Source organism: Paracoccus sp. FO-3 (genome assembly GCF_006386455.1).
GTDB classification, from domain to species: Bacteria; Pseudomonadota; Alphaproteobacteria; order Rhodobacterales; family Rhodobacteraceae; genus Paracoccus; species Paracoccus versutus.
Window position 1 is genome coordinate 19,782 of the sequence record NZ_VCBQ01000022.1, and the last position, 17,732, is coordinate 37,513.

Below are 17,732 nucleotides of genomic sequence, written 5' to 3' on the forward strand. Positions count from 1 at the left end.
GTATTTTCGCAACGGAGAAAAACGCGGGAGGGGTCAGCCGCAGAGCGCATCGACCCATTCCGGCACCACCAGGGTGGCGGGGCCGGTGCGGCGGTCGGAGAAGTCGCGGCTGACGGCCGAGGTCGCCAGGTTCAGTTCGATCGTCTCGGCGCCGTTGCGGCGGGCGTGCTGGGCAAGGCCCGCGGCCGGATAGACCAGGCCCGAGGTGCCGATGGCGGCGAAGAGTTCGGCGCTTTCGACCGCCTGCCAGATCCGCTCCATGTGATAGGGGATCTCGCCGAACCAGACGATGTCGGGCCGGGCCAGCGCCTGGCCGCAGGCCGCGCAGGGATCGGGCGGGCGCATCACCAGCGCCGCCGGCCAGCGGTGCCCGCAGCCGGCGCAGAGCGCGCCGAGCAGGCTGCCGTGCATGTGGATCACCTCGGGCGAGCCGCCGCGTTCGTGCAGGTCGTCCACGTTCTGCGTGACCAGGGTCAGCTCGTGGCGCTGCGCCAGCCGCGCCAGCGCCCGATGCGCCGCATTGGGCCGGGCGCGGGCGGCATCGGCGCGGCGCTGGTTGTAGAAGCGATGCACCAGCGCCGGGTCGCGGCGGAAGCCCTCGGGCGTCGCGACATCCTCGATGCGATGCTCTTCCCACAGCCCGTCGGTGGCGCGGAACGTCCTGATCCCGCTTTCGGCCGAGATGCCGGCCCCCGTCAGCACGGTGATGCGCATCCCCGCCTCAGCGCGTGCAATAGGCCTCGGCCGCGGCGGCGAAACTCTTGTAGCGCGCCCAGAAGGCGTTGTCGGCATCGCTTTTCGACATGCGCACTTCTTGCGCCGCATCGGCGTCGCGGAAGAAGCGCGCCGCGCGCCGCTGGTCCGAGCGCGACAGCGTCTGGTCGGCGACCTGCTGGATGCAGCGGCAGGCCTGGCCGTTGCGGGCGCCGCGTTCCGAACGGACGCAGGCGGAATCGATCGGGCCCGCCACGGCGAGCGGCGTGGTCAGCACCACCGCGGCGGCGGCGATCATCAATCGGTTGAACATCTCTGTCTCCTCGGCTCCTGCCACGGCAGCGGGGCTGGGCACCCTCTTTCGGCCGCGTTCTTGTCCGGCGCAGCTTAGCAGAAGCCGCCCCTCGCCTCAATTGCGGCGGGGCGGCGCAGGGGATCCAAGGATGGCGGCTGCGGGCGCGCGCGCCCCAAGATATGCGCTCAGGCCGGTTCCGGCGTATAGCCGGCTTCGCGAATCACCTCGGCCGCGCGGGCGGCATCCAGCCCCTCGACCGTGACGCTGCGGCCGGCGAGGTCGGTCGCGGCCCTGCCGCCCGCCTCGGCCACCGCCTTTTCGATGGCGGCGGTGCAATGGCCGCAGCTCATGTCCTCGACGCGGAATTTCATCGGTGCATCCTTTCGCCTGCCCGGACCTTTCGCCTGCCCGGCAACGCGGCTATGATCGCGCCAAGGCGCCGCGGGCGCAACTCCCCCACATGAGGCTGCGACCGATGGTCACTGAAAACTTCCGTGGCGCGATCCTGATGGTCCTGTCCATGGCGCTGTTCGCCTTCGAGGACATGTTCGTCAAGCTGATGACCATGGGCCTGCCCTATGCGCAGGTTCTGGCCATGGTGGGCGGCATGGGTTTCCTGGCCTTCTGGGCCTCGCTCCTGCGTCGGCGGCGACGCTTCTGGACGCGCCAGCTGCTGCATCCGCTGCTGCTCTTGCGCAACCTGGGCGAGGTGGTGGGCGCCATCGGCTTTACCGTGGCGCTGGCGCTGAGCGAGCTTTCCTCGACCTCGGCGATCCTGCAGGCGCTGCCGCTTTTCATCGTCCTGGGCGCGGCGCTGTTTCTGGGCGAGCCGGTGGGCTGGCGCCGCTGCAGCGCGATCGCCGTGGGCTTCGCGGGCGTGCTGCTGATCGTGCGGCCGGGATTTGCGGGCTTCCAGCCGGTCTCGCTGATGGCCCTGCTTGCCGTGGTGGCGCTGGTGGTGCGCGACCTGGCGACGCGCCGCATCCCCGACAGCATCCCCTCGGACCAGATCGCCGGCTCGGCCTTTCTGGCGATCATGCTGGGCGGGCTGGCCATGTGGGCCGCCCTGGGCCAGCCGCTTGCGCGGCCCGGCGCGGTGCAGCTGGGCCAGCTGGCGGGCTGCATGGTCGTCGGCGTCGGCGGCTATGCCCTGCTGGTCGCCGCCACCCGCATCGGCGAGGCTTCGGCCATCGCGCCCTATCGCTATTCCCGGCTGGTCTTTGCGCTGATCCTGGCCTTCCTGGTCTTCGACGAACGTCCCGACCTGCCCACGCTTCTGGGCGCCGGGCTGATCGTCGTCTCGGGCTGCTATACCATGTGGCGCGAGGCCGCGCTGCGCCGGCGCCGGCTGCGCGAGGCCGGCTTTGTCACGGCCGCATGAACCCCCTTTCCGCAACGCCAAAGCCCTTGTATAGCCCGGCCATGACCGACCTTGACCTCATCCGCAATTTCTCGATCGTGGCCCATATCGACCACGGCAAATCCACCCTGGCCGACCGCCTGATCCAGTTGACGGGCACGGTCGCCGAACGCGACATGAAGGCCCAGCTGCTCGACAGCATGGATATCGAGCGCGAGCGGGGCATCACCATCAAGGCCAACACCGTGCGCATCGAATACCCGGCGAAGGACGGGCGCACCTATGTGCTGAACCTGATCGACACGCCCGGCCACGTGGACTTCGCCTATGAGGTCAGCCGGTCGATGCGCGCGGTCGAGGGCTCGCTTCTGGTCGTGGACGCGACCCAGGGGGTCGAGGCGCAGACGCTGGCCAATGTCTACCAGGCCATCGACGCCGGGCACGAGATCGTGCCGGTGCTGAACAAGATCGACCTGCCCGCGGCCGAGCCCGACCGCGTCAAGGAACAGATCGAGGACGTGATCGGCATCGACGCCCAGGACGCCATCGAGATCTCGGCCAAGACCGGGCTTGGCATCCCCGACGTGCTGGAGGCCATCGTCACCCGCCTGCCGGCCCCCAAGGGCGACCGCGACGCACCGCTGAAGGCGATGCTGGTCGATTCGTGGTATGACCCCTATCTGGGCGTCGTGGTGATGATCCGGGTCATGGACGGGGTGATCCGCAAGGGCGACCGCATCCGCATGATGCAGACCAACGCCGTCTACGGCATCGACAAGCTGGCGGTGCTGCGCCCGCAGATGCAGGACATCGCCGAGCTGGGGCCGGGCGAGATCGGCGTCTTGACCGCCTCGATCAAGCAGGTGCGCGACACCCGTGTCGGCGACACCATCACGCATGAGCGCAAGGGCACCGACAAGCCGCTGCCGGGCTTCAAGCCGGCGCAGCCGGTGGTCTTCTGCGGCCTCTTCCCGGTCGATGCCAACGACTTCGAGGCGCTGCGCGATGCCATCGAGAAGCTGGCGCTGAACGACGCGAGCTTTTCCTACGAGATGGAGACCTCGGCCGCGCTGGGGTTCGGCTTCCGCTGCGGCTTCCTGGGCCTTCTGCACCTCGAGGTGATCCGCGACCGGCTGGAGCGCGAATACGACCTTGACCTGATCACCACCGCGCCCTCGGTGGTGTTCCGCCTGCACATGCGCGACGGCGAGGTGCGCGAGCTGCACAACCCCGCCGACATGCCCGACCTGACCCATGTCGACCATATCGAAGAGCCGCGCATCAAGGCCACGATCATGGTGCCGGACGAATACCTGGGCGACGTGCTCAAGCTCTGCCAGGACCGCCGCGGCATCCAGATGGACCTGACCTATGCCGGCAACCGGGCGATGGTGGTCTATGACCTGCCGCTGGCCGAGGTGGTGTTCGATTTCTACGACCGGCTGAAATCCGTGACCAAGGGCTATGCCAGCTTCGATTACCAGCTCTCGGAATATCGCGAGGATTATCTGGTCAAGATGTCGATCCTGGTGAATGACGAGCCGGTGGATGCGCTGTCGATCATGGTCCACCGCGACCGCGCCGAAAGCCGCGGCCGGGCGATGGTGGAAAAGCTGAAAGAGCTTATCCCGCGCCACATGTTCAAGATCCCGATCCAGGCCGCCATCGGCAGCCGGGTGATCGCGCGCGAGACGCTGTCGGCGATGCGCAAGGACGTGACGGCGAAATGCTATGGCGGCGACGCGACGCGCAAGAAGAAGCTGCTGGAAAAGCAAAAGGCCGGCAAGAAGAAGATGCGCCAGTTCGGCAAGGTCGAGATCCCGCAGACGGCATTCATCCAGGCGTTGAAGATGGATGGATGACACATTCCCCGGATTGTGGCAGCATGGATTCGCGCCACATCGGGGAATGGTATGCGTGTTGCATTCGTTTTACTGGCGGGTTTTTCCCTGGGCACGGGAGCTTTCGCCCAAGAGGGCGACGATTTCGGCTTCCCGGTCCCGATCAATGTGCAGACCCAGCGGCAGCTGCTGAGCGAAGCCTTTCCGCAAGTCGATAACAGCCTGAAAAAGCTGGACAGCCTGATCAAGTATCGCCGGGATCTGGAGCTTTACCGGGTCACCTATCTCGAGGCGTTCAACGAGTCGATAGACCAGATCTGCCGGGATCTGCTTATTGTCGAGGCCAGGGTGAATGCCGCCGCCGGCAGGGGCGACCTTTCCCCGAACGAGAAAAGCAATTACGACTACCGGATCGCCGAGGAACGCGGGCAATGCTCGGTGTCGAACAAGTCCTCCAGCCGGTATTACAGGCTTTATGACCAGTTCATGGGCATCTATCGGGACGAGGCCGCCAGTTCCAGGGATCGCCTGAACAGTTGCTATGCCAGCGATCCTTGCCGGCTGGGGCAGGAATAGATGGCGTTGAACTGGGGCAACATCGCCGAACGGGCCGAACTTTCGCTTTTCAATTTCCTTTTGGCGCTTTCGGACCTGCTGCCCGCCATATTCTTCGCGATCGCCTTTCCGCTGGTGCTGCTGCTTTTCATCCGCTTCGATGAAGGGGAAAAGGTTCTCGCCCCATTCGAGCTGACATTCTTTTCCTTTATCGGGCTGCTGGTCGCCTATCTGACCTATCTGAGCAAGGATACCTTGCTGGAAAACCTGCTGCCGTCCTTTGTGGTGATCCTGGCATTCTTCTTTCAGCTGTTCGGCCGGACCAGGACCGGGGCAGAGGTGCCGCTGGGAACCAAGATGACGCTGGCGGCGGGGATTGTCACCGTCGGCTCGTTCGTCATCGGCTCGCGATTCTTCAACCTGCTGTTCGGCGGCGGTGGCGGAGGCTAGGGCAGGGCCCCTGCCGATGCGCAATCATGCTGCAAGCTACCGTTCAGGATATTGAGCAAGCGGATTGAAAACCGCCCCGCCTTGCCCTATGACCGAAGCGGCCGACGGCCGATTCCAGCAGGGGGACAGGATGAGCTATCCGAACACGCAGCTTTTCATCGACGGAACCTGGCGCCCCGCGCGGGACGGGCGCAGCCTGCCGGTGCTGAACCCGGCCACCGGCGCCGAGATCGGCCGCGTCGCCCATGCCGGCATCGCCGACCTGGACGAGGCGCTGGCCGCCGCCGACCGCACCTTTGCCGAATGGAAGCGCAGCTCGCCGCTGCAGCGCTCGGACCTGATGCGCAAGGCGGCGGCGCTTTTGCGCGAGCGCGCCGAGGCCATCGCCGCGCTGATGGTGGCCGAGCAGGGCAAGCCCTTGGCCCAGGCGCGGGTCGAGACCATGGCCGGCGCCGAGATCATCGAATGGTTCGCCGAAGAGGCCCGGCGCACCTATGGCCAGGTCATCCCGCCCCGCGTGCCCGGCGTCACCCAGCTGACGATCCGGGAGCCGCTGGGCCCGGTCGCCGCCTTCACGCCGTGGAATTTCCCGATCAACCAGGCGGTTCGCAAGGTCTCGGCTGCGCTGGCGGCGGGCTGCACCATCATCGTCAAGGCGCCCGAGGAAACCCCGGCCTCGCCCGCCGAGCTGATCCGCTGCTTTGCCGATGCCGGGGTGCCGGCGGGGGTGGTGAACCTGGTCTATGGCGACCCGGCCGAGATCTCGGGCTACCTGATCCCGCATCCGGTGATCCGCAAGGTGTCCTTCACCGGCTCGACGGCGGTGGGCAAGCAGCTGGCCTCGATGGCCGGGCTGCACATGAAGCCCGCCACCATGGAGCTGGGCGGGCACGCGCCGGTGCTGGTCTTCGACGATGCCGATGTGGATGCGGCGGTCTCGGCCATGGCGGCCGCGAAGCTGCGCAATGCCGGGCAGGTCTGCATCTCGCCCACCCGCTTCCTGGTGCAGGAAGGCGTGGCGGATCGCTTTACCGAAGGCTTCACCGCCGCGCTGGCCGCCGCCAAGGTCGGGCCGGGCACGGACCCGGACAGCGCCATGGGACCGCTGGCCAACGCCCGCCGCATCCCCGCCATCGAGCGGCTGATCCGCGATGCGCTGGACCGCGGCGCGCGGCTGGCGACCGGCGGCGCGCGCATCGGCAACGAGGGCTGGTTCTTTGCTCCGACCGTGCTGGCCGACGTGCCTGCGGATGCGGCGGTGATGAACGAGGAACCCTTCGGTCCCATCGCCGTGGTCAACAGGTTCCGCAGCGATGACGAGGCCTTTGCCGAGGCGAACCGGCTGCCCTATGGCCTGGCCAGCTATGCCTGGACGGGCAGTTCGGCCCGCGCGCAGCGGTTGCAGGACGAAATCCAGGCCGGGATGCTGACCATCAACCACGTCGGCCTGTCGCTGCCGGAACTGCCCTTTGGCGGGATCGGCGATTCCGGCATGGGCACCGAGGGCGGTTCCGAGGCGATCGGCGCCTATCTGCAAACCCGCCTGGTCACTCGCAAGGGCTAGAGATAGGGCGGCGTGCAGGCGCTGACCACCACCGCCTCGCGATCCGAGACATTGCGGAAGCGATGCGGCTGGTTCGAAGCAAAGAGATAGCTGTCGCCGGCCTTCAGCACCCGGCTCTGGTCGCCCACGGTCAGCTCGATCTCGCCGGCGATGACGATGCCGCCCTCGCTGCCGTGATGGGCCAGCATGGTCTCGCCGGTGTCGGCACCCGGCTCATAGCGTTCGTGCAGGACCTGCAGGTTGTGCAGCCGCGCGTCGCCGACCTGGCGCAGGGTCATGCGCCCGACCGGCCCCTGCGTCGCCGAGTAAAGCCGCGAGGTCAGGTCGCGCAGCTCGGCCGGGGTAAAGAAGGGCTGCGGGCTTTGCGGCAGGTCCGGCTCGAAGAACTCGGACATGGTGACGCCCAGCCCGCCAAGGATCTTGCGCAGCGAGGCGACCGAGGGGCTGGAGCGCCCGGTCTCGATCATCGAGACCTGGCCATGCGGCACGCCGGAAGCCTCGGCCAGCTGCCGCTGCGACAGGCCCGCGCCGCTGCGCAATTCCTTCAGCCGTGCGCCTACGTCGAAATCGCTCATCCTTGCCCCGATGCCGTTTTGCGCAGGTTATCAGGGCTGGCGACTGCGCACCAGCATTGCGGGCATGCGAGGATTCCAAGAAACCTGTTGCTCAAGATATTGAGCATCGTGTATTGCGATTGCGTCAGCATGGAGGTGTGCACATGGAATCGAGACAGTTGATCGACCGGCGCAAGGCGGCGGTGGCGCGCGGCGTCGGCACGCGGGACATCTATGCCGTCCGGGCCGAGAATGCCGAGCTTTGGACCGCGGACGGCCGGCGGATGCTGGATTTCGCCGCCGGCATCGCGGTGAACAACACCGGCCATCGCCATCCCAGGGTGATCGAGGCGGTCCAGCGCCAGATGCAGGACTTCACCCATACCTGCTTCCATGTCGCGCCCTATGAAACCTATGTCGCCCTGGCCGAGCGGCTGAACGCGCTGACCCCCGGCGATTTCGCGAAAAAGACCATGTTCGCCACCACCGGCGCCGAGGCGGTCGAGAATGCGGTGAAGATGGCGCGGGCCTTTACCGGGCGCTCGGGCGTGATCGCCTTCAACGGCGCCTTCCATGGCCGCACGCTTCTGGGCATGGCGCTGACCGGCAAGGTCGCGCCCTACAAGGCCGGTTTCGGCGCCATGCCGCCCGAGATCCATCACGCGATCTTCCCGAACGCCATGGCGGGCGTGACCACGGCGCAGGCGATTGCGCATCTCGAGACGCTGCTGGCCTCGTCCATCGACCCGCGGCGCGTGGCGGCGATCATCGTCGAGCCGGTGCAGGGCGAGGGCGGCTTCAACGTCGCCCCGCCCGAGTTCCTGGCCGCGCTGCGCCGGATCTGCGACAGCCACGGCATCGTGCTGATCGGCGACGAGATCCAGGCCGGCATGGCCCGCACCGGCCGCATGTTCGGCTTCCAGCATTCCGGCGTCGCGCCCGACCTGGTGACCATGGCCAAGGGGCTCGCCGGGGGCTTTCCGCTGTCGGCGGTGACGGGGCGGGCCGAAATCGTGGACGCGCCGGCGCCCGGCGGGCTGGGCGGGACCTATGCCGGCAACCCGCTGGCTATCGCCGCCGCGCTTGCCGTGCTGGAGGTGGTCGAGGACGAAGACCTTTGCGCCCGCGCCGAGGAAATCGGCCTGGCCATCCGCGCGCGCCTGCAGAAGCTGGCGGGACGCTTCCCGGCCATCGGCGACGTGCGCGGGTTGGGGGCGATGAACGCCTTCGAGCTGGTGCAGGCCGGCGACCGCAGCCAGCCCGACCCGCAGCTGACCGCCGCCATCGTGGCCGAGGCCGAGGCGCGGGGGCTGGTCCTGCTGTCCTGCGGCACGCGCTATAACGTCATCCGCCTGCTGCCGCCGCTGACCATCCCCGACGCGCAGCTGTCCGAGGCGCTGGTGATCCTGGAAGCGGCCATCGAGGCGGCGCTGGTCCCGGCCTGAAAGCGGGCGGCCCCTTAACAGGCTGCTGAAAAAGGATTTTGAGAGAGCGACGCAGCGGAAATCGTTCTGGATCCAGCTAATATTGGCCAGAAAATGGGGTGTTTTCGACAAATTTGAGGCGGATTTCCCGGTTCCCTGCCCACGCTGTCCTGTCCCAAGGACTTTTTCAGCAGCCCCTTAACCCATGCCGTCCCGCGCCATGCGGGCGGCGATCCAGTCGCGAAAGGCCGCCAGCGGCTTCAGCCCGGCCTTGCGCGCGGGCCAGGCCAGCCAATAGGCGCCGCTACCCGGCACCCCCTGCCGCAGCACCGGCGCCAGCCGGCCCTCGGCGATCTCGACCTGGGCCAGGTAGTCGGGCAGCAGCGCGATCCCCAGCCCCGAGATCGCCGCCTGGATCATCATCGAGAACTGGTCCATCATCATGCCCTCCAGCGGCGCCGGCGGCTCGGCCCCCTGGCCCCGGAACCAGGCCTGCCAGGCATCGGGGCGGGTCGGCAATTGCAGCAGCACCATCCCGGCCAGGTCGGCGGGCGCCGTCACCGGCCGCCGCGCCAGCAGATCGGGCGCGGCGCAGGCGGTCAGCCTTTCGTCGAACAGCTTCAGGTGCTTGGCCCCTGGCCAGTCGTCCCGGCCGTAGAAGATCATCGCGTCGAACGGCTCTTCGTCGAAGCTGAAGCGGCGAAAGCGCGTCGTCAGGTTGATCGACACGCCCGGATGCGCCGACAGGAAATCCGGCAGCCGTGGCGCCAGCCAGCGCGTGGCAAAGGTCGGCAGCACGGCCAGGTCCAGGCTGCCGCCGTCGGGGTTGGCGATCAGCGACATGCTGGCGCGCTGGACCAGGTCCAGCGCCGCGGAAACGTCGCGGAAATAGCGCTCGGCCGCTTCGGTCGGGGTCAGGCGCTTCTTGTGGCGGATGAACAGTTCCTGCCCCAGTTGCGCCTCAAGGCTTTGCAGCAGCCGGCTGACCGTGCTTTGCGTCAGCCCCAGGTCCTGCGCCGCGCCCGTGACCGAGCCGGTGCGCATCACCGCGTCGAAGGCCAGCAGCAGGCTGAGGTTCGGAAGAAAGCGCCTTTGCCGCAAGAACATTCATCCCATGCATGAAGTAATGAGGATTATCCATTTTCCGGCCCGGTTTGAAAGCGGTAATGAATGAACCGACAAGCATCAGCGCATGAGGCATCACCGTGACGATGAAATCGCACAAGGGCGGCCCTTTCTCGTGGTCCGACCCGTTCCTGTTCGACGACCAACTGACCGAGGAAGAGCGGATGATCCGCGACAGTGCCGCGGCCTTCGCCGCCGACCGGCTGGCACCGCGCGTCGAGGCCGCCTATCTGAACGAAGAGACCGATCCCGAGATATTCCGCGAAATGGGTGCCTCGGGCCTGCTGGGCGTCACCGTGGACGAAGCCTATGGCGGCGTCGGTGCCTCTTACGTCGCCTATGGGCTGGTCGCGCGCGAGATCGAGCGCATCGATTCGGGCTATCGCTCGATGGCTTCGGTGCAAAGCTCGCTGGTCATGTTCCCGATCGAGGCCTATGGCAGCGAAGAGCAGAAGCAGAAATACCTGCCGAAACTGGCCTCGGGCGAGTTCATCGGCTGCTTTGGCCTGACCGAGCCGGACGCGGGCTCGGACCCCGCCGGGATGCGCACGGTGGCCCGCAAGACCGGGGACGGCTATGTGCTGAACGGGTCCAAGATGTGGATATCGAACGCGCCCATCGCCGATGTCTTCGTGGTCTGGGCCAAGTCCGAGGCGCATGGCGGCAAGGTGCGCGGCTTCGTGCTGGACAAGGGCACGTCCGGCCTTTCGGCGCCCAAGATCGAGGGCAAGCTGAGCCTGCGCGCCTCGATCACCGGCGAGATCGTGATGGAGAATGTCGAGGTCGGCGAGGATGCGCTGCTTCCGAATATCGAGGGCATGGGCGGTCCCTTCGGCTGCCTGAACCGCGCGCGCTACGGCATCAGCTGGGGCGCCATGGGCGCGGCCGAGGATTGCTGGTTCCGCGCCCGGCAATACGGGCTGGATCGCCACCAGTTCAACCGCCCGCTGGCCGCGACGCAGCTTTACCAGAAGAAGCTCGCCGACATGCAGACCGAGATCGCCTTGGGCCTGCAAGCCAGCCTGCGGGTCGGGCGGCTTTTCGACGAGGGCAAGTTCGCGCCCGAGATGATTTCCATCGTCAAGCGCAACAATTGCGGCAAGGCGCTGGAGATCGCGCGGCAGGCCCGCGATATGCATGGCGGCAACGGCATCCAGATCGGCTATCACGTCATGCGCCACGCGCAGAACCTGGAAACGGTGAACACCTATGAGGGCACGCATGACGTTCATGCGCTGATCCTGGGCCGGGCGCAGACCGGCATCCAGGCGTTTGCGTGATGGATCAGCCGGCGCTGAAGGGGCTGCGCGTCGTCGAGCTGGCGCGCATCCTGGCCGGCCCGTGGATCGGCCAGACGCTGGCCGACCTGGGCGCCGAGGTGATCAAGGTCGAGGCGCCCGAGGGCGACGACACCCGCCGCTGGGGTCCACCCTTCATCGAGCGGCCGCGCGCGGACGGGATGACCGAACGGGTCGCGGCCTATTTCCACGCCGCCAATCGCGGCAAGCGCTCCGTCACCTGCGACTTCAACGACCCCGCCGATCTGGAGCGGCTGCGGGCGCTGATCGACCAGGCCGACGTGGTGATCGAGAATTTCAAGCTGGGGGGCCTGCGCAAGTTCGGGCTGGACTACGAGACGCTTTCGGCGCGCAATCCGCGGCTGGTCTATGCCTCGATCACCGGCTTCGGGCAGGACGGGCCGCGCGCGGCGCAGCCGGGCTATGATTTCCTGATCCAGGGCATGTCGGGCATCATGGACCTGACCGGCGATCCGGCGGGCGAGCCGCAGAAGGTCGGCGTGGCCTGGATCGACATCTTCACCGGGCTTTACGGGGTGATCGCCGTGCAGGCGGCGCTGGCCGAGCGGGCGCGCTCGGGCCTGGGCCAGCATCTGGACCTGTCGCTGCTGGATTGCGGCGTCGCCGTGCTGGCCAATCAGGCGACGAATTACCTGCTGGGCGGCACGGTGCCGCACCGGCTGGGCAATGCGCACCCGAATATCGTGCCCTATCAGCTGTTCCCGGCCTCGGACGGGCATCTGATCGTCGCCTGCGGGAATGACCGTCAGTTTGCAGCGCTGTGTCGAGTGCTGGAACTGCCCACACTGGCGGATGACCCGGACTTTGCCACCAACCCCGCGCGGGTGGCGAACCGCGCGCGGTTGGCGCCGCTCTTGGCCGATGCCACGCGCCGCTTCACCCGGAGCGCGCTGATCGCCGCGCTGGAGGGGGCGGGGGTGCCCGCCGGCCCGGTCAACGACGTGGCCGAGGCCCTGGCCGAACCGCAGGTGCAGGCCCGCGACCTGCGCATCGCCCCCGAGGGCATTGCCGGCCTGCGCAGCCCGCTGCGCTTTTCGCGCAGCCCGCTGGTGACGGAACGCGCCGCCCCGGCGCTTGGCGATGGCGAATGGTGCTTCCAAGGGTGAGCCCTGGGTGTTTGTTCCGATGATTTGATGGGGCGATTCCCGCCAATGAATGGAGCGGTTCGTCGCAGCCTGCAGCCTTGCCCGCAGGGGCAAGACGCTGAACGGCCTCATGCCATGGGAATGCTTCGGCAAGGACCACACCGATTCATCGGTGATCCGATCCGCCAGATGCAGAAACCGAACGGCTAGCCCTGCCGCCCGGCGCGGCAGGCGGCGCGATAGCTGCTGGGGGTCTGGCCGAACATGGCCCGGAACAGCCGCGAGAACTGCGCCTGATCGCTGAAGCCGAAGCGATAGGCGATGGCGGCCAGCGACAGGTCGCCCGGCATCTGCAACATGTCCCGCGCCGCCTTCAGCCGCGCCTCGCGGATGAATTGCGCGACCGTCGTCTCGGTATCGCCGAACAGGTCGTGCAGATAGCGTTTCGAGATGCCGCAGGCCGCCGCCACCGTCTGGGGCGACAGGGCCGGATCGGTCAGGTTGCGCAGGATCGTGTCCTGCGCGCGCTTCAGATGCGCGGCGCGGATCACCGTGGCGGCGCCGGCATCGGTCTCCGCCTGCCGGTCCAGCGCCAGCGCCAGCAACTCGACCAGCTGCCGGCCCAGCACCTCCGAGGCGGCGGGGTCCGCCGGCATGGCATGGGCGCGGCGCACCGTCTCGGCGAACAGCCCGCCCAGCCCCTCGCGCCCGTCGAAGACCGTGGCGCACAGCCGGTCGGGCTGGCGCAGCCTTTCGGCCAGCGCGCCGCGGGCGATCTTCATCACCAACAGGTCGTTGCGCGCCTGATAGGCGAAGCGATAGGGCTCGTCGCCGCGCTCGACGATGAAGCCGCCGGGGGCGCAGGTGATGTCGCGGCCCAGCTGGCGAAACAGCACCGGGGCAAGGCTGGGGATGGTGACCAGGTATTCCTCGGCCTCGCCCTGCCGGATCAGGCCGGGCACCCGTTCATAGCGCGCCGGCTCGGTGCGCAGCCGCGACAGCGACACCCGCCCCATGCCGCGCCGCTCCAGCCGGCCCTGGAAGGTGGCGGGGTCGCGATAGCTCAGGTGCAGCGGGAAATAGGTATCCGCGATGATCGCCGACCAATGCGCCGCGCGCTCGGGCGGGGCGATGGCGGCCGTGCCGTAGCTTTCCAGGGTCATGATGCGCCTCCCCGCATCGCTTGGGCGATTCGTAGCGCGCCGCGAGCAATCGGGCAAAAGAAAACTGGCGCGGCGGGCAGGAGGCTGCGCCGCGGCGGCCGATCCTGCCGCTTGGATCGGCAGGACTGCACCCGGCGACAAGTTTATCCGCACCCAGCGCCAAGACCGGCCGCCGCCCAGGCCGCACCATGGTCCGACCGAAAAGATGCCGCGCCAGGCGGCACGCCGCAGGGAGAAGACCGTGACCAGCCGATTCCCGGCTGCCCTGCCCGTGTGCGCCCATGCGGCCCCAGACAGGGAAAAGCCATGACCAGACCCAAACCCGACCCCATCACGCTTTCGGTGGTGCGCGGCGTGCTGGAGACCACGCAGCGCGAGATGACGCTGACTCTGGAACAGACCGCCCGCAGCTCGGTCTTCAACCTCGCGCATGACTATTCGACCGCGCTCTTCAACCACACGCCCGAGATGATCCTGCAAGGCCAGGACATCCCCATCCACTTGGGCAGCCTGATCCCGGCGATGAAATCGGTGGCGCAGTTCTTCCAGGGCGACATCCACGAGGGCGACCTGATCCTGCACAACGACCCGGCCCATGGCGGCAGCCATATCATCGACACCTGCATGTATTACCCGGTCTTCTACCAGGGCGAGCTGGTGTTCTGGACCGTCTGCAAGGGCCACCTGACCGATATCGGCGGCCCGGTGCCCGCCGGCTACAACCCCAACGCGACCGAGATCTATGCCGAGGGGCTGCGCATCCCGCCGGTCAAGCTCTGGGACCGCGGCAGGCCGCGCCATGACGTGATGAACCTGATCCTGACCAACATGCGCGCCCGCCGCGACCAGGAGGGCGACTTCAACGCCCTGATCGGCGCCTGCCAGGTCGGCGCCCGCAACCTGGTCCGGCTGATGGACAAATACGGCAAGCAGGTGGTGCAGGACTGCATCGCCGAGCTTCTGGACATGGCCGAGGCGCATATGAGAAAGCTCATCGCCCAGGTGCCCGACGGCACCTATACCGGCACGGCGGTGCTCGAGGATGCGGGCCACGGCTTCGGCGACATGGACATCACCGCAACGGTGACGATCCAGGGCGACGGCTGCCACATCGCCATCAGCTCGCCGCCGCAGGTGCCCTATTTCATCAACAGCTACGAAGGCAACAGCCATTCCGGCGTCTACCTGGGGCTGATGATGTTCGCGCAGCTGCCGCCGCCCTATAACGAGGGGCTCTATCGCTGCGTGACCACCGACATGGGGCCCAGGGGCACGCTCTGCAACGCGAAATCCCCGGCGCCGCACATGAACTGCACCACGACGCCGATGGAGACGCTGACCGATGCGGTGCGGCTGGCCTTCGAACAGGCCGCACCCGCCAAGGTATCGGCCAGCTGGGGCCATGCCAACGGCTGCAACATCGCCGGCTGGGACAAGCGCCATGACGAGGAATACGTGACCATGGTGCTGGCCTCGATCATCTCGGGGGCGGGGGCCACGGCCAGCCAGGACGGCTGGCACGCCTGCGGGCCGGAATGCTGCTTCGGCGCGCTGACCTCGGGCGACATCGAGATGCTGGAGCACAGCTATCCGATCATCATCCACCGCTATTCCCTGATGCAGGATTCGGGCGGCGCCGGCCAGTTCCGCGGCGGCTCGGGCACCTGCTGGGAGGTCGAGCCGCTGGACAGCCCGATGACGCTCGTCACCTTCGGCGAGGGCCGCCGCATCCCGGCCATGGGCGCGGCCGGGGCGAAATCGACGCTGATCCCGCCCAAGGTCGGCCGGCTGGAAGTGACCCGCAATGGCCAGACGCAGGTCATCACCGAAAACGTCATCGAGACCATCCAGCCGGGCGAACGCGCCGCGAACCGCAACCCCGGCGGCGGCGGCTACGGCAACCCCTACCAGCGCCCGGTCGAGAAGGTGGTCGAGGATGTCAGGAACGGCCTCGTCAGCCTGGAGGGGGCGCGGCTCGACTACGGCGTCGTCATCGCCGATGCCGCGACCCTTGCCGTCGATCACGCCGCCACCGCGCGCCTGCGCGCCGCGTAAGGCTTTCTCCGTTTTCCAAATACCCCGCGGGGGTCCGGGGGCGCGAAGCCCCCGGCGCCGGACCCGCGGACCGCAGCCACAGATGGAACCCGCCATGAAACACCAATATCGCCTCGGCATCGACGCCGGCGGCACCTTCACCGATTTCATCCTCGCCGACCGCAAGGGAGAGCTGCGCATCTTCAAGGCGCTCTCCACCCCGCAAGACCCGACGCAAGCCATCCGCAACGGCCTCGCCGTGATCGAGGAAGAGACGGGGATCGCCCCGCGCGAACTGGTCTCGAACGCCGATCTCTGCATCAACGGCACCACGGTCGGGCTCAATGCGCTCATCACCCATACCGGCGCCAAGACCGGCCTGATCGCCACCAAAGGCCACGAGGACAGCATCGAGATCCGCCTCGGCCACAAGGAGGACGGCTATCGCTACGACCCGGACTATCCGCCCGCGACCATGCTGGTGCCGCGCTACCTACGGCGCGGGATCAGCGAGCGGGTGATCTCGACCGGCGCCGTCCACACCCCGCTGGACGAAGACGAGCTGCGCGAGGCCTGCCGGCATTTCCTGCGCGAAGGCGTGCAGTCGGTCGCGATCAGCTTCGTCTGGTCCGTGCTGCATCCCGATCACGAATTGCGCGCCGCCCAGATCGTGCGCGAGATGATGCCGGGCGTGCCGCTGACCGTCGGCAGCCAGCTCTATCCGCAGCTGCGCGAATACACCCGGACCTCGACCGCGGTGGTGAACGCCTATCTGGCGCCGATCCTGTCGTGCTACGTGCAGGCGGTGGACGGCTATTTCCAAAGCCTCGGCGCGCGCCAGCCGGTGCGCTACTTCCAGTCGAACGGCGGGCTGGCGCTGGGCTCGGTGGTCTCGGACCGTTCGGTCTATGCGATCAACTCGGGCCCGGCCTCGGCGCCGCGGGCGGCGCTTTACCTGGGCGAGCCCTATGGCCTGAAGGACATCATCACCGTCGACATGGGCGGCACCAGCTTCGACATCACCCTGACCCGCGACGGCCAGGCCAATGTCTCGAAGAACATCGACTTCCTGCGCTATCGCATCGGCATCCCGATGATCCAGGTCGAGACCCTGGGCGCGGGCGGCGGCTCGATCGGCTGGATCGACTCGATGGGGCTGATGCAGATGGGGCCGCAATCTGCGGGGTCCGAGCCCGGCCCGGCCTGCTACGGCAAGGGCGGCGAGATGCCGACCACGACCGACGCCAACCTGGTGCTGGGCTACCTGAACCCGCAGGGGCTGGTCGGCGGCCGCCTGCCGCTCGGTGTCGAAAAGGCGCGCGAGGCGATCCGCAAGCACCTGGCCGAGCCCCTGGGCATCAGCGTCGAGACGGCCGCCTACGGCATGTTCACCATCGTCAACAACAACATGGTGAACGCGATCCGCCGCGTCTCGGTCGAGCGTGGCTACGATCCGCGCGACTTCGTGCTGAATTGCGCGGGCGGCGCGACCGGCGCGCATATCACCGCGCTCGCCCGCGAGATGGGGATCGGCAAGGTGCTGGTCTCCAAGCTCGCCTCGGGGCTTTGCGCCTTCGGCCAGATCATCTCGGACGTGAAATACAACTACATGGCCCCCATCGCCGCGCGGCTGGAAGGGGCCGAGGCGGCCAAGCGCCTGGACCAGACCTTCGCCCGGCTGGAAGACAGGGGCCGGGCCGAGCTGATGGCCGACGATTTCGCCCCCGAGCGGATCGGCATCCGCCGCAGCCTCGACATGCGCTATGTCGGGCAGGTGCATGAATGCACGGTCAGCGTCGATCCCTTCCCGATCGACGAGGCGGCGCTGGACCGGCTCAAGGCCGCCTTCCACGCCCGCCACGAGGAGCTTTACACCTATGCCGAGCCGCACAGCCCGGTCGAGGTGGTGAACGTGGAAAGCGCTGTCTCGGGCGCGGTCGAGCGTCCGGCGCGGATGCGCATCGCGCAGGGCGCAGGCGCCCATGCGGCGCTGTCGGGCACGCGCGAGATGATCTTCGACGCCTCGGGCCGCAAGCACGAAACCCCGGTCTATGACGGCGCCAAGCTGGGCGCGGGCGATGTCGTCACCGGCCCGGCGGTCATCCAGGAGGTGACGACCACCATCGTCATCGAGCCGGGCTGGGTCGCCGAACTGGACGGCAACGGCGTCTATGTCGTGACCGCGACCAGCGGCGCGGCGCCGGCGCACAAGCAGGCCAGGGCGCTGGCCGAGGCCTGACCCCAAGGCC

16 protein-coding genes are annotated in these 17,732 nt (G+C 67.8%); 10 read left to right on the forward strand and 6 right to left on the reverse strand.

What is annotated here, in order from left to right; genetic code table 11:
- Window positions 1-33: 33 nt before the first annotated feature.
- The 3 genes from FE811_RS08395 to FE811_RS08405 all read right to left on the reverse strand — a co-directional run bounded on the left by FE811_RS08395 (window position 34) and on the right by FE811_RS08405 (window position 1,380).
- Window positions 34-714: an NAD-dependent deacylase gene (locus tag FE811_RS08395; protein WP_116220672.1), complete on the reverse strand. Its 681-nt coding sequence runs from the start codon at window positions 712-714 to the stop codon at window positions 34-36.
- Between the two features lie 7 nt (window positions 715-721).
- On the reverse strand, window positions 722-1,027 hold the full coding sequence (locus FE811_RS08400) for a hypothetical protein (RefSeq protein ID WP_072462232.1): 306 nt from the start codon (window positions 1,025-1,027) through the stop codon (window positions 722-724).
- Between the two features lie 167 nt (window positions 1,028-1,194).
- Entirely contained in the window at window positions 1,195-1,380 is a 186-nt protein-coding gene (locus FE811_RS08405; protein WP_036753366.1) for a heavy-metal-associated domain-containing protein, read from the reverse strand.
- 104 nt (window positions 1,381-1,484) lie between these two features.
- Between FE811_RS08405 and FE811_RS08410 the strand changes: the two genes are divergently transcribed.
- The 5 genes from FE811_RS08410 (at window position 1,485) to FE811_RS08430 (ending at window position 6,779) form a co-directional block, all read left to right on the forward strand.
- Complete coding sequence (locus FE811_RS08410) at window positions 1,485-2,390, forward strand: DMT family transporter (protein ID WP_116220673.1); 906 nt, start codon at window positions 1,485-1,487, stop codon at window positions 2,388-2,390.
- Between the two features lie 41 nt (window positions 2,391-2,431).
- Window positions 2,432-4,231 (forward strand): translation elongation factor 4, encoded by a 1,800-nt coding sequence (lepA, locus tag FE811_RS08415; protein ID WP_036753359.1) that lies wholly within the window; start codon window positions 2,432-2,434, stop codon window positions 4,229-4,231.
- Between the two features lie 51 nt (window positions 4,232-4,282).
- Window positions 4,283-4,786 (forward strand): hypothetical protein, encoded by a 504-nt coding sequence (locus FE811_RS08420; protein ID WP_036753356.1) that lies wholly within the window; start codon window positions 4,283-4,285, stop codon window positions 4,784-4,786.
- 6 nt (window positions 4,787-4,792) lie between these two features.
- Complete coding sequence (locus tag FE811_RS08425) at window positions 4,793-5,215, forward strand: hypothetical protein (protein ID WP_140847175.1); 423 nt, start codon at window positions 4,793-4,795, stop codon at window positions 5,213-5,215.
- A gap of 130 nt (window positions 5,216-5,345) precedes the next feature.
- Complete coding sequence (locus FE811_RS08430) at window positions 5,346-6,779, forward strand: NAD-dependent succinate-semialdehyde dehydrogenase (RefSeq protein ID WP_116221665.1); 1,434 nt, start codon at window positions 5,346-5,348, stop codon at window positions 6,777-6,779.
- On the opposite strand, the gene FE811_RS08435 is transcribed toward FE811_RS08430, so the two are convergent.
- On the reverse strand, window positions 6,776-7,354 hold the full coding sequence (locus tag FE811_RS08435) for a cupin domain-containing protein (RefSeq protein WP_036753347.1): 579 nt from the start codon (window positions 7,352-7,354) through the stop codon (window positions 6,776-6,778). The genes FE811_RS08430 and FE811_RS08435 overlap by 4 nt on opposite strands.
- A 143-nt stretch (window positions 7,355-7,497) precedes the next feature.
- Here FE811_RS08435 and gabT point away from each other — a divergent pair, with 143 nt between their 5' ends.
- On the forward strand, window positions 7,498-8,778 hold the full coding sequence (gene gabT / locus FE811_RS08440; protein WP_116220676.1) for a 4-aminobutyrate--2-oxoglutarate transaminase: 1,281 nt from the start codon (window positions 7,498-7,500) through the stop codon (window positions 8,776-8,778).
- A gap of 177 nt (window positions 8,779-8,955) precedes the next feature.
- On the opposite strand, the gene FE811_RS08445 is transcribed toward gabT, so the two are convergent.
- The gene (locus FE811_RS08445) at window positions 8,956-9,864 is read right to left on the reverse strand and encodes a LysR family transcriptional regulator (protein ID WP_116220677.1); all 909 of its coding nucleotides are present in this window, start codon (window positions 9,862-9,864) and stop codon (window positions 8,956-8,958) included.
- 104 nt (window positions 9,865-9,968) lie between these two features.
- Here FE811_RS08445 and FE811_RS08450 point away from each other — a divergent pair, with 104 nt between their 5' ends.
- Both FE811_RS08450 and FE811_RS08455 read left to right on the forward strand, forming a co-directional pair.
- Window positions 9,969-11,162 carry an acyl-CoA dehydrogenase gene (locus FE811_RS08450; protein WP_116220678.1) on the forward strand — a complete coding sequence of 398 codons (1,194 nt, stop codon included), beginning with the start codon at window positions 9,969-9,971 and terminating at the stop codon, window positions 11,160-11,162.
- Window positions 11,162-12,307: a CaiB/BaiF CoA-transferase family protein gene (locus FE811_RS08455; RefSeq protein WP_116220679.1), complete on the forward strand. Its 1,146-nt coding sequence runs from the start codon at window positions 11,162-11,164 to the stop codon at window positions 12,305-12,307. The genes FE811_RS08450 and FE811_RS08455 overlap by 1 nt, the downstream gene beginning before the upstream one ends.
- Before the next feature lie 185 nt (window positions 12,308-12,492).
- Here the strand turns inward: FE811_RS08455 and FE811_RS08460 are convergent, their stop codons facing one another.
- Window positions 12,493-13,449, reverse strand: coding sequence for a helix-turn-helix domain-containing protein (locus tag FE811_RS08460; RefSeq protein WP_116220680.1), 957 nt, complete (start codon window positions 13,447-13,449; stop codon window positions 12,493-12,495).
- Window positions 13,450-13,755: 306 nt separating this feature from the next.
- Between FE811_RS08460 and FE811_RS08465 the strand changes: the two genes are divergently transcribed.
- Both FE811_RS08465 and FE811_RS08470 read left to right on the forward strand, forming a co-directional pair.
- The gene (locus tag FE811_RS08465) at window positions 13,756-15,504 is read left to right on the forward strand and encodes a hydantoinase B/oxoprolinase family protein (RefSeq protein ID WP_036753335.1); all 1,749 of its coding nucleotides are present in this window, start codon (window positions 13,756-13,758) and stop codon (window positions 15,502-15,504) included.
- Window positions 15,505-15,598: 94 nt separating this feature from the next.
- Window positions 15,599-17,722: a hydantoinase/oxoprolinase family protein gene (locus FE811_RS08470; protein ID WP_072462225.1), complete on the forward strand. Its 2,124-nt coding sequence runs from the start codon at window positions 15,599-15,601 to the stop codon at window positions 17,720-17,722.
- Window positions 17,723-17,732: the final 10 nt, after the last annotated feature.

What these genes read in the sequence shown, in the direction of transcription:
- FE811_RS08460 (WP_116220680.1), bottom strand. Translation starts at nt 13,449, where the DNA reads ATGACCCTGGAAAGCTACGGCACGGCCGCCATCGCCCCGCCCGAGCGC.
- FE811_RS08470 (WP_072462225.1), top strand. Translation starts at nt 15,599, where the DNA reads ATGAAACACCAATATCGCCTCGGCATCGACGCCGGCGGCACCTTCACC.
- gabT (WP_116220676.1), top strand. Translation starts at nt 7,498, where the DNA reads ATGGAATCGAGACAGTTGATCGACCGGCGCAAGGCGGCGGTGGCGCGC.
- FE811_RS08435 (WP_036753347.1), bottom strand. Translation starts at nt 7,354, where the DNA reads ATGAGCGATTTCGACGTAGGCGCACGGCTGAAGGAATTGCGCAGCGGC.
- FE811_RS08420 (WP_036753356.1), top strand. Translation starts at nt 4,283, where the DNA reads ATGCGTGTTGCATTCGTTTTACTGGCGGGTTTTTCCCTGGGCACGGGA.
- FE811_RS08430 (WP_116221665.1), top strand. Translation starts at nt 5,346, where the DNA reads ATGAGCTATCCGAACACGCAGCTTTTCATCGACGGAACCTGGCGCCCC.
- FE811_RS08400 (WP_072462232.1), bottom strand. Translation starts at nt 1,027, where the DNA reads ATGTTCAACCGATTGATGATCGCCGCCGCCGCGGTGGTGCTGACCACG.
- FE811_RS08465 (WP_036753335.1), top strand. Translation starts at nt 13,756, where the DNA reads ATGACCAGACCCAAACCCGACCCCATCACGCTTTCGGTGGTGCGCGGC.
- FE811_RS08455 (WP_116220679.1), top strand. Translation starts at nt 11,162, where the DNA reads ATGGATCAGCCGGCGCTGAAGGGGCTGCGCGTCGTCGAGCTGGCGCGC.
- FE811_RS08395 (WP_116220672.1), bottom strand. Translation starts at nt 714, where the DNA reads ATGCGCATCACCGTGCTGACGGGGGCCGGCATCTCGGCCGAAAGCGGG.
- FE811_RS08450 (WP_116220678.1), top strand. Translation starts at nt 9,969, where the DNA reads ATGAAATCGCACAAGGGCGGCCCTTTCTCGTGGTCCGACCCGTTCCTG.
- FE811_RS08445 (WP_116220677.1), bottom strand. Translation starts at nt 9,864, where the DNA reads ATGTTCTTGCGGCAAAGGCGCTTTCTTCCGAACCTCAGCCTGCTGCTG.
- FE811_RS08405 (WP_036753366.1), bottom strand. Translation starts at nt 1,380, where the DNA reads ATGAAATTCCGCGTCGAGGACATGAGCTGCGGCCATTGCACCGCCGCC.
- FE811_RS08410 (WP_116220673.1), top strand. Translation starts at nt 1,485, where the DNA reads ATGGTCACTGAAAACTTCCGTGGCGCGATCCTGATGGTCCTGTCCATG.
- lepA (WP_036753359.1), top strand. Translation starts at nt 2,432, where the DNA reads ATGACCGACCTTGACCTCATCCGCAATTTCTCGATCGTGGCCCATATC.